This is a genomic window from Vibrio azureus (assembly GCF_002849855.1).
In the GTDB taxonomy this organism is placed as follows: domain Bacteria; phylum Pseudomonadota; class Gammaproteobacteria; order Enterobacterales; family Vibrionaceae; genus Vibrio; species Vibrio azureus.
On record NZ_CP018617.1, the window covers coordinates 850,722 to 864,495 of the forward strand.

14 protein-coding genes are annotated in these 13,774 nt (G+C 43.7%); all 14 read left to right on the top strand.

Translation table 11 applies throughout. The features are described from left to right. Positions 1–234 precede the first annotated feature (234 nt). Positions 235–1,287 carry a DUF2971 domain-containing protein gene (locus BS333_RS17560; RefSeq protein ID WP_021708744.1) on the top strand — a complete coding sequence of 351 codons (1,053 nt, stop codon included), beginning with the start codon at positions 235–237 and terminating at the stop codon, positions 1,285–1,287. Between the two features lie 201 nt (positions 1,288–1,488). Beyond that, positions 1,489–3,012, top strand: a complete 1,524-nt coding sequence (locus BS333_RS17565; RefSeq protein ID WP_021708743.1) for an RNA-directed DNA polymerase — start codon at positions 1,489–1,491, stop codon at positions 3,010–3,012. Positions 3,013–3,046: 34 nt separating this feature from the next. After that, a complete protein-coding gene (gapS4a, locus tag BS333_RS17570) occupies positions 3,047–4,000 on the top strand; it encodes a GapS4a family protein (protein ID WP_021708742.1) in 954 nt (317 codons plus the stop codon). Next, positions 3,993–5,096: a GapS4b family protein gene (gene gapS4b / locus BS333_RS17575; RefSeq protein WP_021708741.1), complete on the top strand. Its 1,104-nt coding sequence runs from the start codon at positions 3,993–3,995 to the stop codon at positions 5,094–5,096. Before gapS4a ends, gapS4b begins: the two co-directional genes overlap by 8 nt. Positions 5,097–5,271: 175 nt before the next feature. Then, positions 5,272–5,637 (top strand): hypothetical protein, encoded by a 366-nt coding sequence (locus BS333_RS17580; protein WP_021708740.1) that lies wholly within the window; start codon positions 5,272–5,274, stop codon positions 5,635–5,637. Positions 5,638–5,918: 281 nt separating this feature from the next. Next, positions 5,919–6,131, top strand: a complete 213-nt coding sequence (locus BS333_RS17585) for an HP1 family phage holin (protein WP_021708739.1) — start codon at positions 5,919–5,921, stop codon at positions 6,129–6,131. Beyond that, the gene (locus BS333_RS17590; RefSeq protein WP_021708738.1) at positions 6,112–6,639 is read left to right on the top strand and encodes a lysozyme; all 528 of its coding nucleotides are present in this window, start codon (positions 6,112–6,114) and stop codon (positions 6,637–6,639) included. Before BS333_RS17585 ends, BS333_RS17590 begins: the two co-directional genes overlap by 20 nt. 12 nt (positions 6,640–6,651) lie before the next feature. Then, positions 6,652–7,008 carry a hypothetical protein gene (locus BS333_RS17595; RefSeq protein WP_021708737.1) on the top strand — a complete coding sequence of 119 codons (357 nt, stop codon included), beginning with the start codon at positions 6,652–6,654 and terminating at the stop codon, positions 7,006–7,008. A 28-nt stretch (positions 7,009–7,036) separates the two neighbouring features. Beyond that, the gene (lysC, locus tag BS333_RS17600; protein WP_227739162.1) at positions 7,037–7,222 is read left to right on the top strand and encodes an Rz1-like lysis system protein LysC; all 186 of its coding nucleotides are present in this window, start codon (positions 7,037–7,039) and stop codon (positions 7,220–7,222) included. A gap of 213 nt (positions 7,223–7,435) precedes the next feature. Beyond that, positions 7,436–7,906: a DUF1441 family protein gene (locus tag BS333_RS17605; RefSeq protein ID WP_021708735.1), complete on the top strand. Its 471-nt coding sequence runs from the start codon at positions 7,436–7,438 to the stop codon at positions 7,904–7,906. Continuing rightward, positions 7,887–9,983, top strand: a complete 2,097-nt coding sequence (locus BS333_RS17610; RefSeq protein ID WP_021708734.1) for a terminase gpA endonuclease subunit — start codon at positions 7,887–7,889, stop codon at positions 9,981–9,983. The genes BS333_RS17605 and BS333_RS17610 overlap by 20 nt, the downstream gene beginning before the upstream one ends. Then, positions 9,980–10,201, top strand: a complete 222-nt coding sequence (locus BS333_RS17615; protein ID WP_021708733.1) for a hypothetical protein — start codon at positions 9,980–9,982, stop codon at positions 10,199–10,201. Before BS333_RS17610 ends, BS333_RS17615 begins: the two co-directional genes overlap by 4 nt. Continuing rightward, a complete protein-coding gene (locus BS333_RS17620; RefSeq protein WP_021708732.1) occupies positions 10,194–11,696 on the top strand; it encodes a phage portal protein in 1,503 nt (500 codons plus the stop codon). Before BS333_RS17615 ends, BS333_RS17620 begins: the two co-directional genes overlap by 8 nt. Beyond that, positions 11,680–13,713: a ClpP-like prohead protease/major capsid protein fusion protein gene (locus BS333_RS17625; RefSeq protein ID WP_021708731.1), complete on the top strand. Its 2,034-nt coding sequence runs from the start codon at positions 11,680–11,682 to the stop codon at positions 13,711–13,713. The genes BS333_RS17620 and BS333_RS17625 overlap by 17 nt, the downstream gene beginning before the upstream one ends. Positions 13,714–13,774 lie beyond the last annotated feature (61 nt).

Below are 13,774 nucleotides of genomic sequence, written 5' to 3' on the forward strand. Positions count from 1 at the left end.
TACTATAGAAAAAAGTTGTCGAAACGATAAATAATCCCTTTTGTGAACTCAAATACAGTATGGTATTTTGTTTTCTTATTTATAGAGAGTTGGAATTGATGGCTGGTTACTATGGCCGAGAAGTAAAGGGCGGTAGCTTTTATACTTTGTACTCCATCTAAAGAGTATAATTTTGTCTTTAAATATAAAATTTCTCTACCTAATAGTGGTTATACAATAGGAGTTAAAAGTAAGTTGTTGGTTAAATATTATGGTTTGATTGATGATGAAAGTGGTAATGGTCTAATCCCAAGATTTCAATTTCTAATAAATGGTAAATTTCGTTTTACTCAGCCAAAGTATTTAAATGATAAAGGTAGCGAATCAAAGTTGCTTCCTTATTTCAACCGGTTTTCCCCATCAGACCTAAAATGGGCAAAGCGGCAACATGACAAATGGCAGGCTGATCCTGATTATGTCCCTTCGGATGAAGAATTGATTAATATGCATTTGAGACCATCAGGCATAAGGCTTGATGACTGCTTTCCGACCATGATTCTAACAGAAAAAAACTTTGATTCTGTGTCTGATTTTGAAGAACATAAATTTAAAAGTATGGTTTCGAGTGTTAACACGCTTATCCTTGATGCTTTAAGTAGCCAAATTGGTGTACTTTCACTAAGTAATACAGCGACAAATGAATTAATGTGGACACACTATGCTTCTGAGGGCAAAGGGATAGCGATTTCATTCAATGAAGCTCATCCATTCTTCACTAAACACATACCTCTTCCTGTGACTTATAAATCAGAAGATAGAGCATGTATTACCTATTTTGAAGGTAATTGGCGTATAAATGGTGAACCAGTTGAAAGTTATCAAACTTCAGAAAAATCAAGTGCAATTGAAGCTTATACTCAAATGTTGTCTAACGGGGTTGATATTGATGAGCTGACGAAGCGACTAATGTTCTCAAAAGCACATAAATGGGCTTATGAAGATGAAACACGTATTGTCTTGCCACTTGAGCTTTGTGATGAAAAGCTCGGTCCAATAATAAAACTGCCGGAAGAAATAAGCAGTCTTAATGTTAAACTTTTAAATTTAGGCAATTACCCTGAAGTATGCCTAAAGAGAATTCCGTTTGATGCGTTCGACACTTTATTTTTTGGTTATAATTTGGATAATGTCCATAAAGAAAAAATCATCAAAGCTGTGAAAAATAATAAAGAGCTTTCACATTTAAAAATAAAGTCAGTTAAACATGATATTTATGGGGAAATTGAGCTTGTTGAAGCTTTTATATGACATTTTTTTTGGTGTTAGAATACTTTTTTAGTTTGAAATTAACACTTTAAATCCCAACTTAAATGCGATTTTGGATTAGATTTTAAAACTATAATTATGGGTAGTAGTAATGATTGGGGACTTTATCACTTGGACTCCATTTTTTAATAATAAACATTTCAATTTTTAGTTAATAATATATTATAAATATAAGGTTAGGTAGTGAGTAAATTAACAGAAGAATCATTGGAATTCGCAAAGAAACACATCAGCTCATTTTACGACTCAGACTTTTTCCCAAAAACGTTTGAATTTGAAGCTATTTGGTATAACTGGGAAGATGTTAAAAAGCATCTAAGCTCTACTAATATATCGAAGTTGAGGGTTAAACATCCTTTATCCCTAGCTTCTAAGAAGCCGAAAGGCAGTTATAGAATCGTCCATCAGTTAGAGCCATTGGATACAATTATTTATACAGCATTAGCTTACGAATTTGCTGAAGCTATAGAATTATCTCGAACTCCAGAAAAACAAAAAATAGCTTGTTCATATCGTATAGAGCTAAGTGAAGGTGGTTTCTTTTCCAAAGACAACGGTTTTAAGAACTTTACTGAAAGAACAGAGAAGTTATCCACTAGTTACGAATATGTTTTAACAACCGACATTACTGACTTCTATAATCAAATTTATTTACATAGATTAAATAATGCTCTTGAGCTTGCAGCCCCTAGCTTGAAAAATAAAGCAGACGATCTTGAATCATTTCTTACAAGTTTAAATGATAAATCATCACAAGGTATTCCTGTTGGACCTGCGGCAAGTATTTTAATGTCAGAGGCAATATTAGTAGATATAGATCGTTTCATATTCGAAAAAGGTGTAGAACATACAAGGTATGTTGATGATTTTAGAATTTTCTCAGACTCTAAGCTTGAGCTGGAGAAGGTACTTGAAGAGTTAACTCTTTATCTGTACGAAGCTCACAGGCTTTCACTAGCTACAGACAAAACGAGGATACTCGAAACTGAACAATATGTAGAAGGTACACTCCACAATCAATATGAACTAGAGAAAGTGGAAATATTCAGAACCTTAGAGGTTTTAAACCCCTATTCAGGTGAGGTTGATTTCGTCGAAGTGCCAGTTGAAGACGAAGACGAAAAAGTAGAGCATCAACTGAATGAAATCTCTGATCAGCTCCTGAAGCGTGATACTTTAGATCTTGGTTTAGCTCGGGCATTAATCAGAAAGGCTAAAAAAAGCAAAAATATCTCAATTGCATCTGTGATATTAGATAATTTTGAGTTTTTTGTGCCTGTTATAAACGACGTGGTTTTGTATTTCGAAGAAGTTACTAATGAGAGTTTTACAAAGGTACACAAAAAACAGCTTAAGTCTGTTATAAATAATGATGCAGCTCAAAGCCAAATTGTTCGCTTTTGGTTAGAGTGGTATGTCGCTCACAATAGTTTATTACTAGAAGACCGTGAATTCAGACAGTACATTCATGGTAGTGAGTTTATTGAAAACCAAGCTATTGCAGCTGTAACAACAAAGAATGTGTCTTGGGTACGTGATATCAAAAAAGACGTATACAACGTAGGTGAGAAAGGAAAGCGTGCCATTTTGTTTGCAACACAAATATTACCTACTGATGAGCGAACCCATTGGTTAAAGTTATTTGCTAAAAACTCACCGGAAGAGCTTGATCGTTGGATTGCTAAGTGGATTTTGGAAGCAAAGTAAAATTTTAGTAGTTGTTGTATTTAAGAGGTAGATTGTGGCTGGAGAACGTTCTAAGACCATTGGTGAAGTTGGTGAAAGTATTGCTGAAAACTTTTTTAGTAAAATTGGGTGGGGCTTACCTCAGAAAGGGATCTATTATCCTTGCATAAAGCGTCAAAAGCATGCACTTTCAACGTCTAAGAGTGGTGAAAAAACACAGCACGGTATTGATTTCCAATTTTCTTACAAGTCATTACTAGAGTCAGAAACTCTGAACCACCTTATTATTTCTGTTAAACATGCCAAAGATAGTAAGTATCCAGCATCTGCTACTGCAAAGTTCAAAGGGTATATTCAAGATCTAGTTCATACAAGAGAGTGTTTTTTACGCTCTGGAGAGCGAAGAGAGCTGAACGTAGATTACAAAGGGTGCAAGAGAATTAATGATATTCCCGTTTTATTCTACATATCAAGTTGTGACCATGAAGATTTTGACTTCGTCTCAAAACTACAAAGCAGTAGATTTATGAATGACTATGATATAGGTGAGTTATATATAGTGGATAATCGTAGAGTATCATTTATCCTCAATGTTTTGACATATATTGAAAGTAAACATTCTGATTGGGATTGGAATTTTTTTAATCCATTGACTGGCATGAACATAGCTGACTCTACTATTATGCAACATAATAAAAAAATGCAAGTAGAGTTCTTGAATAGTCCATTTGTCCCGTTTTTGCTAAAGAAGACTGTTGGCGGGCATGAAACTTGTAAATTCTTGGTTGCATCTATCGATGGATTTTCTGCAAATAACTTTGCAAAGCTGATAACATACTGTCGTCAGAACACTAATGACAATGTCAGTGATGTTGAGATTGTTACTGGTGATTATTTTCCAGATGATCATGACTCGATAATACGAAAAGTATTATCTTCGAATGAAATGGAACTAAATGTATCACTTGGTAACTTTAAGCCTAATTTTAGGAGTCTAGCTAATGTCTGACTTCTTTATTCCTACTGGTGATTACCTACGGCAATTTATTGGTAATTCAATGATAAAACCTGGTGATATCAAGGATATTTTAAAAAAAAGAGGGATCTTTTCTTCATCTAACGATAAAAAAATTCTTGGTCCTTTGTTGGTAAAAACTGGTATATCTCCGGATGAATTTGAAAGCTTGAAAGAGTCCATTCAGACGAAAGAAGAAAACCCTAAGGTCCAAACTAGAAAACTTGTCTGGAATAGTGAAGAAGATTTAGTTGATGCAATACCATATGATTTTGACTTTTCAGATTTAATAGTAGATCCGTTTGGAATATCCACTGTTGATAACGATCCATGCTTTTCTCTTGCAGGTGATGGAAAAGATCCAAATCATTTAGTTGCTGATATTGTCATTAAGAGAACAGATAAAACTAAAAACTTTGGGGATGACACTTCTTACCATAATTGTTCTATAGAATTAAAACTTGATGATAACAACAATATTGATTTAAACATCACAGTCAAACACTCATCTAAAGAGAGTCTTAGTGTAATTAACAAGGTTTCAACCAGGGTCCATCATCATTTAAAAAGTAACGGCTATGTTTCCCAAGAGCCAATGAAGAAAATTCTATTTGGTGACTTTACCAATGAGCATCGTGTAGATTTTCTCATTGAATTAGCTAAGTCAAAAGAAATGTATTTATATTACCAAGACATTAAGAAAATTTACTTTGCTCCTGATGAAAATGTTAAAGGAGAAAAACCTCAAGAGATCGAGTGGTTTGAAAAGAAAGTTAAAGACTTAATGTTCAAAGGAGAAAAGCTGGATTCCAGTATTTTCTTGATAAAGCCCGAACTCAAGAAGCATCTAAAGTTATATAGTATAAGTTCTAGCCATGAGCTAAATGACTCTGATCATCAGGGCACCTGTGTGCTTAACCTTTATTTTCAAGGAATGGACGCGAATAGTGAGTTAATGATGGAAGTTGATGGTTTGAAGATTCAACAGAAGTTAGCAGATGAAAACAAGTCTATTATCAAGTTACAAGTACTAAAGTTTTTAGAAGCAAAGAAGCTAGAACTTTACGAAAAATATTCGCATAAAGAATAGTCAGACACATAATGATTGCTTTTATTTGAGTTCTTAAAGCCGATCTCGCTTCACTCAAACATAACACACCTAAATAAGCTGAGCATTTAACGCATCGTTATTGCGTTGCTAATATCTTAACAGTTGTTAGCAGTGCAAATTGAATTCAACTTTAAAAATAACTGGTAGGATAAGAATGAACTTAGAGGCTTTAAAAGAAATTATTAGAAATCACCCGGAGATTCTTGAGGAGTCAGCTCGAGATAGTGGTGCCGATGAAAGTGTAGTTATGGGAATCGCTAAATTTTCCAGTCGGAATGGCTATGAGGTAATGTCTGAACATCAGAAGTATCATTTTGATAAATCAATTCGTCATTTGGTGGAAGATGTTCAATGTTCAGGTTATACACATGAATTTGAAGAAGAACATCAAGAGTGTCTAAATATCTTAGATGACGATGACTTGGTTGAGTATTACCAAAATGACGGGGGGTACTGTGAAAGCTGTCAAGGTCAATCCGACGCAGATGCACATAGTAAAGCATCATTTATGGCGGACTAATCTGAAGAGTGCTGCGCACTGCTAATAAGCGTTTAGGGTTTCAACTAACTTTAACTAACCAGAATGAAATAGGTTAATGCATAGTGCAGTACCTCTAAAGCGTTTTTGTACAAATGTTATGACACATAGACCTAGTATTCTTGCTTTCCCCGCTCAAGTGTGCATAATTACTACAGTAAAAAAACCTCGCCCAATCGGCGGGGTTTTTTCGTTTCTAGCGTTTATAACTTTCGAGCACCCCTTTCCATTGTGAAAGTAGGGTGCTTTTTTATGGGCCTCATATGCAAGATAAACTCAGTTCATTCTTTTCATATCTCACGAGCGGCTTATTGGCTCTGACCGGGGCCTTCAGCATTCAAGATTGGGCAGCCGTGATTGGTATTGTGATGGTGTTTGTCACGTACTTCACCAATCGGCGCATCAAACTCAAAATGCTTGAGGAAATTCGCAAGCAACGAATTTCGGAAGCGCTCAATGAAAAACTTAATCAGTAAAACCGTTTGTTCAGTTGCCGTTGTATTGTCCATTGTTTTTACCCTTAGTCCCAATATGCAAACCAGCCAGCAAGGTTTGGCGCATATTGCCAACCTCGAAGGGTGCCGAACACAAGCGTATCAGTGCAGCGCTGATGTATGGACCATTGGCCTGGGTCATACCACGGGCGTTAAGCAGGGTGATGTCGCGACGAAAGAACAGATTGCCCGTCACTTTGTCGCCGATATCCAAACCGCTGAAAAAACGGTCAACCAATACTTAACTGCTGATGTGACTCAAGCTCAGTTTGATGTCCTGGTGAGCTTTGTGTTCAACCTCGGTGCTGGCAACTTTAAACGTTCCACCATGCTCAAGCTGTTTAATCAAAACCAACCTTTAAAAGCGTGCCGAGAGTTTTCACGTTGGGTTTATGTTAACGGAAAAAATTGCAATGACCCTGACAGCCAATGTTCAGGGGTGGTCAAACGCCGGGCAATAGAGCAACAAGCGTGCTTAAACGGCTGGTAAAAGAGGGGGCTTATGAACGTCTCTATCAAACAGTTCTTGCTGGTGGGCGTAGGGGTTTTACTGCTTGCTAGCTTAGCGGCGTCGGCTTATCTGTTTGAGCTCACTCAGCTTCAAGCAACGCGATACGGTGATCTGCAGAGTCAATTTAAAGCGTCCCTGAACCAAAATAAATCCCTAGCTATCACGGTGAAAACCTTAACTGAGGAAGCTCGTCAAGCGCAGCAGGCCGCCGATGTCTTGCTGCAAGCCAAAGCAGAGCGAAATACCGTCACCATTCAAACCGTGACAGAAATTAAAGAGGTACTCAACCATGAAAAGTGCGCTGATGTACCTATTCCTGATGCTGCTAAGTGGGTGTACTACCACTGAAGTCATCACCGAAGTTCAAGAAAGATTAGTGCTTCCACCTGCGGTGTATCTGACCGCTTGCCAACAACCGTTTACCGCGCCGCCGAAAACCTACGGTGAGGCGGTCGAGCGTGACCCAATATGGCTCGAATCTTGGCGCAATTGCGCAGACCAAATTGAGCACTTGCGTGACTTTTATGGTTACGACAGTGCGATTTCAAATCCAGACAAATAACACCGAATACCGGTAGGCGTGGGTTCCTCGCTGTCTGGCTTGTTAGCGATGATCATCTTCAGCTTCGGCTGATACTCCTTACGTGTGAGCGCAAGTACAGAATCAAAAAGGAACAAGCAGAGTTCAAACGAACTACATTGATTAGCAACGTCAGCTTGATGCGAAAAAGGGCGTGACGCTCGGAGAGACGAGACCTATTAATAAGGGCTTTCAATGAATAATGAAAAACGACTTTGGAATTTAACCGAGTTGGAAGCGTTCGACTATCACCGTTCAACGATCCGCAAAAAGCTTAAATCGGCAGGAGTTGAGCCGATTGCCTTTAAAGGGCAAACCCCGCTGTATGATGTGGTGCAAGTCGCGCCTTACTTATGCAAAGCGCCACTCAAAGAAAGTGCGGCGCCGGATTTGATGGGGTTTAAAAGTGCCGCGGAGTTAAGAGCGTACGTGCAATCGGAACGAGAAAAGCTCGCGCTGCAAAAAGAATCGAGCGAGTGCATTTCTAAAGAAGATTATGAGAATGAAATTGCGCTTTGTATATCCGGTTTAAAGGGCTTTAAAGACAAAGTCATTACCCGGATTGAATCGGCAATCCCAACGGCGACCACGCAGCAACTCGAAGCATTAGAACGTTTACTTAACTTTGATTTAAAGGCGGTGTCAGATGGGCTTGAACAGCTTTGATACCCGTCTTGGTGTTCAATTTGCTGATGCGAGTAAGATCCGTCGAGAGCTGGCTTATTTGTGTGCACCCACCGATAAAACTCCGCTTGAAGCTGCAGATGAAAATTTGTGGATATCCGATGGTACCGATGTGACCAAGTTTCTGTCTTCGTTGGTCCCTTACATGAAAGAGCCGATGAACTGCTTGGCCAGACGCATTTATGAAGCGGTGATCGTCGTCGGTCCGGCGCGTTCGGGCAAAACCAAAGCCTTGGTGGAAGGGTGGATCAACTATACGGTCACGCAAGCTCCTGGCGATATGCTGCTGATTTACAGCACCAAAACCAAAGCGGCCGATATGTCCAAGGCCGATTTGGATCGCTGCTTTTCGGCCACATCAGGCATTGCGCGTTTGAAAACCGGGCGTAAGTCTGACGATAACATCACCTCTAAGAAATTTAGAAATGGCATGAATCTTAAGCTCGATTCTGCCACGGAAACCAGTTTGTCGGCGTCGACCTATCGATATGCGGGTGCGACCGATTACGACCGGGCCGATGATGGCGTAGGGCAAGAGGGCTCTAAGTTTGAGCTGATGCTCATGCGGGTTCAAAACGCCAAATCGTCAGGCATGGTGATGGCCGAGAGTTCGCCTGGTCGTATTGTTCGCCATCCCAAACCGGAAGAAGAATTGCTGCCTCATGAAGCGCAACCTTGTGGGGGGATTGCCTCGTTGTATAACCAAGGGGATCGTCGCCGTTTCTATTGGACCTGCGATGATTGCCACGCCCACTTTAGGCCAGAATTTGAAACATTGAAATGGGACGACAAAGGGGACCCATTACTTTCGTCTCAAACCGCGTATGTGGCTTGCCCAAGGTGTGGCCATCGAATTGAAGAAAGTGAAAAACACGCCAAGAATGCCAGCGGCCAATGGTTGCGTGAAGGGGCGGTGGATAAATACGGCGAGTTAGTCAAAGATGAGTCCGAGATACGCACCACCAAATGGGCCACGTTTTGGTTTGAGGGCGTGATTGCGACCTACAGCAGTTGGCAAAACTTGGTCTATCGCTATCTCAATGCCGAGGCCATGTATCAAGACAGTGGCGACGAAGACGCCTTGATCTCGTTTATCAATACCCGAATGGGGCGCTCGTATATTCTGCAATCCCAAGGGCAAGATATTGGGGCGCATGAGCTGATGGAAAAAGCCAAAGCGAACCCGTATTTACGCTGCGTGGTACCCGTTGGCGGCCGCTTCTTGCTGATGAATATCGATGTGCAAGGCGGGCAATCCAACGCCCGTTTTGTGGTGCAAGCTCAGGTTTTTGGTGAAGGGCTGCAGCGCTGGATCATCGACCGCTTTGAAATTCTCACCGCGCCACACCGAAACGGTGACCGCATCAATCCGACCATTTACGCCGAAGACTGGGACTTGCTTATCGATCAGGTAATCAAGAAAACCTATCCCGTGGCCGATGGCAGTGGCCGAGTGATGAAACCCGCTTTAACCCTGTGTGACTCTGGCGGCTCGGCTGGGGTCAAAGATGGAAAGAAAACCTCCGTGACCGATTTTGCTTACCAGTTTTATAACCGGCTCAAAGCAAAAGGCCTGTCTCATTTGTTTCGCTTGGTGAAAGGGTCCAGTAACAAAGACATGGATTCGTTAATCAAAGAGTCTTATCCAGATAAGCGCAGCAAGTTGGCCCATGGTGAGATCCCGTTATTGCTGCTGCACACCAACCGACTGAAAAATCGTGTGGTGGCCAGCTACTCACGTGAAGAATTTGGTTCTCGGTATTTTCATTTGCCGGCTTGGGCACCTAGAGAATGGTTTGATGAACTGACGGCCGAATTTATCGATGAAAAAGGCCAGTGGATTTGCCCGGATAAGACGCGTAACGAGAGCTTTGATTTGTGTGCCTATGCTGAGGCGGGGATGCACTTTCTCGGTGGTGATGATATCGATTGGGAAAACCCACCCCCTTGGGCGTGTGAATGGCAGATAAACCCAAACGTCATTGATGCAGACTTACCGCCGGTGTTCGAGCGCAAGCCTAAGCAACGATACAACCACTCAAGAGGGATTTTCGGATGAATGTCGCCATACCCAGCCATCAAGACAGATTGCAGTGGTACCTAGACGCTGAGCAAAAAATCTTACAGCAACAGTCTGTAAAAACGGCAGAAGGGGAAGAGTTGACCTTGGCCAGTTTAAGCACGGTGCGCAGAGAAATAGAACGTTTACAGCGCATTATCTCGCTGCAGGCGCAAGGAGGGCGGCTTGCCATGATACGGAGAAACTATCTTGAGTAGCCCAAACTGGATTGACAAGCTTATCGCCGTCTTCAATCCGCGAAAAGGCCTAGAGCGCGCCCACGACCGGCGACTGTTAAATAAATACAATGCCGCACTTTCTCGTAATCCCCACACTAAAAAGACCAACAAACAATCGAAAGGCGATGCCAACGCCCTAAACAAAGGCGCCAAAGCCGTCTATCAGCGTGCCCGGCACATGGATGAGAACAACCCATTTGTGACGGCCATTTTAGATGAGCTTTGCGCCAACGTGATTGGTCCCAATGGCATTATGGTCGAGCCTCAACCGCTCAATCATAAAGGGGAAGTGCATGTGGTCTGCGCTCAGGCGATCATGACTTGGTGGGAGAACTTTTCGTTAAAGCAGAACATCGATGCCGAGCTGTCGAGAGCAGAAACCGAGTGGTTAGCGGGGCGAACCTGGTTTCGTGATGGCGAGGTGTTTTGTCGCATGTTCATGGGCAAACATAAGGATTTAACTTATCCGACCGACACGCCCTTTGCCGTGCAGCCCTTTGAGCCCGATTTCATTCCGGCGCACATCACTGAGGCCGACGGGGGCATGTTTGAAGGCATCAAGCGCAATAAGCTGGGGCAAGCCATCAGCTATTTGATCCAAAAAGATGCAAGGGGCTTTGAGTTTGCAGAGGTCGATGCGCAGTTTGTTTGCCATTTGAAGTTTACTCGCCGCTTTCATCAAAACCGGGGCATTTCGCTGTTGCACTCGGTATTGGATTTGGTCGATGACCTTGAAGATTACGATCAGTCGGAGCGTATCAGCGCCCAAATCGCCAGCCGCTTTGCCTATTACATCAAACGCGATCCGTCTTTGCATTCCAACACCACCGACGCGTTTGATCGTGGCGGGGATTTGTTCTTAGGGATGGGAAATTCGTTTGAACTGGCCCCCGGTGAAGAAGCCGGCGTGGTGGAGAACAACCGCAAAGAGACCATGAGCAGTCCTTTTCGTAATGCCCAGCTGCGATTGGCCAGTGGAGGCGCCGGGGTGAATAACTCCAGCGTAACCCGAGATTACAGCAACGGCAGTTATTCTGCGCAGCGGCAAGAGTTAATCGATTCGTTCAGTCGTTACCGAGTCCTGCAGCGCAAATTCGTTTTAGGTTGGACGCGCCCCCAGTATCGGCATGCCCTTAAAATGGCGATGCTCGCCGGTGAGGTAACCTTGCCTAAAGACGTCGACCGTACGACCATTTTGAATGCGATTTATCAAGCGCCGGTGATGCCTTGGATTGATCCCAGCAAAGAGATGGTCGGCGTGGAAAAAGGTACGCGCTTGGGGCTGCATTCGTTAAGCCATGCCCAGCGTGAACGCAACATCAACCCCTTATCGACGCGCCGTGAAATCCAATCGGAGCGACAACAAATGAATGATATGGACATCGTGAGCACCTCCGATCCTGCTCATGCGATAAAGAACAACAACCCACAACACAACCAACAAGAAGAGGCCAACCATGCCAAAGCCAAATAAGCGTTGGTACACGCTCAACAATGAAGCCGAGGTGATTAAGATCTGGGTGCATGGCGACATCAGCGCTTGGGATATTGATGCGACAGAAATCATCACGGCACTGCAAGCGGCCGATGGAAAAGAGGTCGAATTACGCATGTTAAGTGGCGGTGGCAGTGTCTACCAAGGCTTAGCCATGTACAACGCCTTACAGGCCCACAAAGGAAAAGTGATCGGCATCGTCGATGGGATGGCCGCCAGTATCGCCACTTATGTTTTGCTCGCCTGTGATGCGATTCGTATGCCTGAAAACGCCATGTTGATGATCCATAACCCCTCGATTGGGGCCTGGGGCGGTGAGAAAGAAATCAACTCCGCACTGCAGCAGTTGCAAGCGGCCACCCAAACCATTTCGAAAGCGTACGCGCAAAAGTCCGGCCAACCGCTCGACGCGGTACTGACGGCGATGGAGAACGAAACTTGGTTCACCGCGAAGGCCGCCAAAGAGTGGGGACTGGTTGATGAAGTGGTGGAGGCAGTCGATTTGAGTAACTCTCTACAAGACTTCGATGAATCCGACTTTAAGCATTTCAAACAACCGCCCAGCGCACTTATTCACTCGCTCACACGGCAAAGCAAAGAAACCGAACCCTTGGCCGCCTCTGCTCAGCCACTTGCAACTCAACTCAACCCACCCAAGCAGGAAAGCGACATGCCAAGCCCAAATGAAGACATACACAAGGCGGTGAAACATGAAAACCAGCGCCAAGCCGATATTCGTGCGCTGTGCGCGCAACATCATGTCAGTGAGGCCCTCACCAATGCGATGCTCACCGATTTAACGTGCTCAGTGGCGCAAGCCTCGACCAAGATTTTAGCCAGTATTGGCCATCAATCGGCGACAGGGCAGCCCGAACCGGAGGCTAATTTAACCGCCATCCACATGAGAGTGGGCAATGGTCACCATGTGAAAGAGGAACTGCAAAATGCTTTAAACGCACGATGTGGGGTGGCGGAGCTGGAAAAAGACAACGCGTTTGGTCATGAATCGCTGCTCAATATGGCGCGGGCTTGCCTTGATGTGAATGCCCGCAGTGCCATCACCAAAAATGAATTGGTCAACCGGGCCTTTAACACCGGGGATTTTGGCGACATCATCACCGAAGGCATTCGCACGGTGATGCGTGATGAAGCGCAGGCCAGTGCGCCGATGTGGCGTGAGCTGGCCAATGTGGAAAACCTCACGGACTTTCGTGAAACCGAGCTGGTGATGGTCAACGACGCGCCGGATCTGATGAAAATCTCAGAAGACGGTGAGTACAAAGCGGCGATCTTAAAAGGCAGCGGTGAGCGCATTCAGCTTGCAACCTTTGGCCGAGAAATACAGTTCACTCGTCACGCCATCATTAATGATGAGATTGGTTTGGTAGCCAAGGTGCCGCGTAAATTCATGCAATCGGGATATCGTCTGTCAGACAAGTTGATGTTTAACGCGATTTTCGCCGGCAAGATGGCCGATGGCGGCGATGTGTTTAAAGCCGGTAAAGACAAGGGCTGGGGTAATCTGGTTAACGACGTAGCCCAAGGCGATTACGCGGCCATGATCATGGCACTGCACAAGGTGTTTGCTACGGCCACCACCATTCCGTTTAGTGGCGAAGCCGGTCAAGGTGATGCGTTAGATTTGCGCGGTGAGATTTTAATCGCGAGCCCCGATCATGCCTCTATGTTTGAAGCGGTATTGAATACAGCAAGCAAACCCGATGTGTTTAACCCAGCGTATAAAAAGTTCAGCAAAGTGATTGAAACGGCGCGTGTGGCCGAGGTCAATGGCGCTTTGGCGTTAACGGGCAAAGACTTTGATACCGTGGTGATGGGGTTTTTAGATGGCCAGCAAGATCCGTGGCTTGAAACCGGCGACGGCTGGACCAGTGATGGGGCCAAATTCCGCATTACTTATGACTTAATGTCGAAGGTGTTGGATCGCCGTGGCATTGCTAAGGCGAGCTTTGCAGCAAATGGGGTCAAAACAAAGTGATGGGATGGCTAACAACCAGTTTATTGGATAGATAGGGTGAGCATGGCTTGCCCTTTTTTAA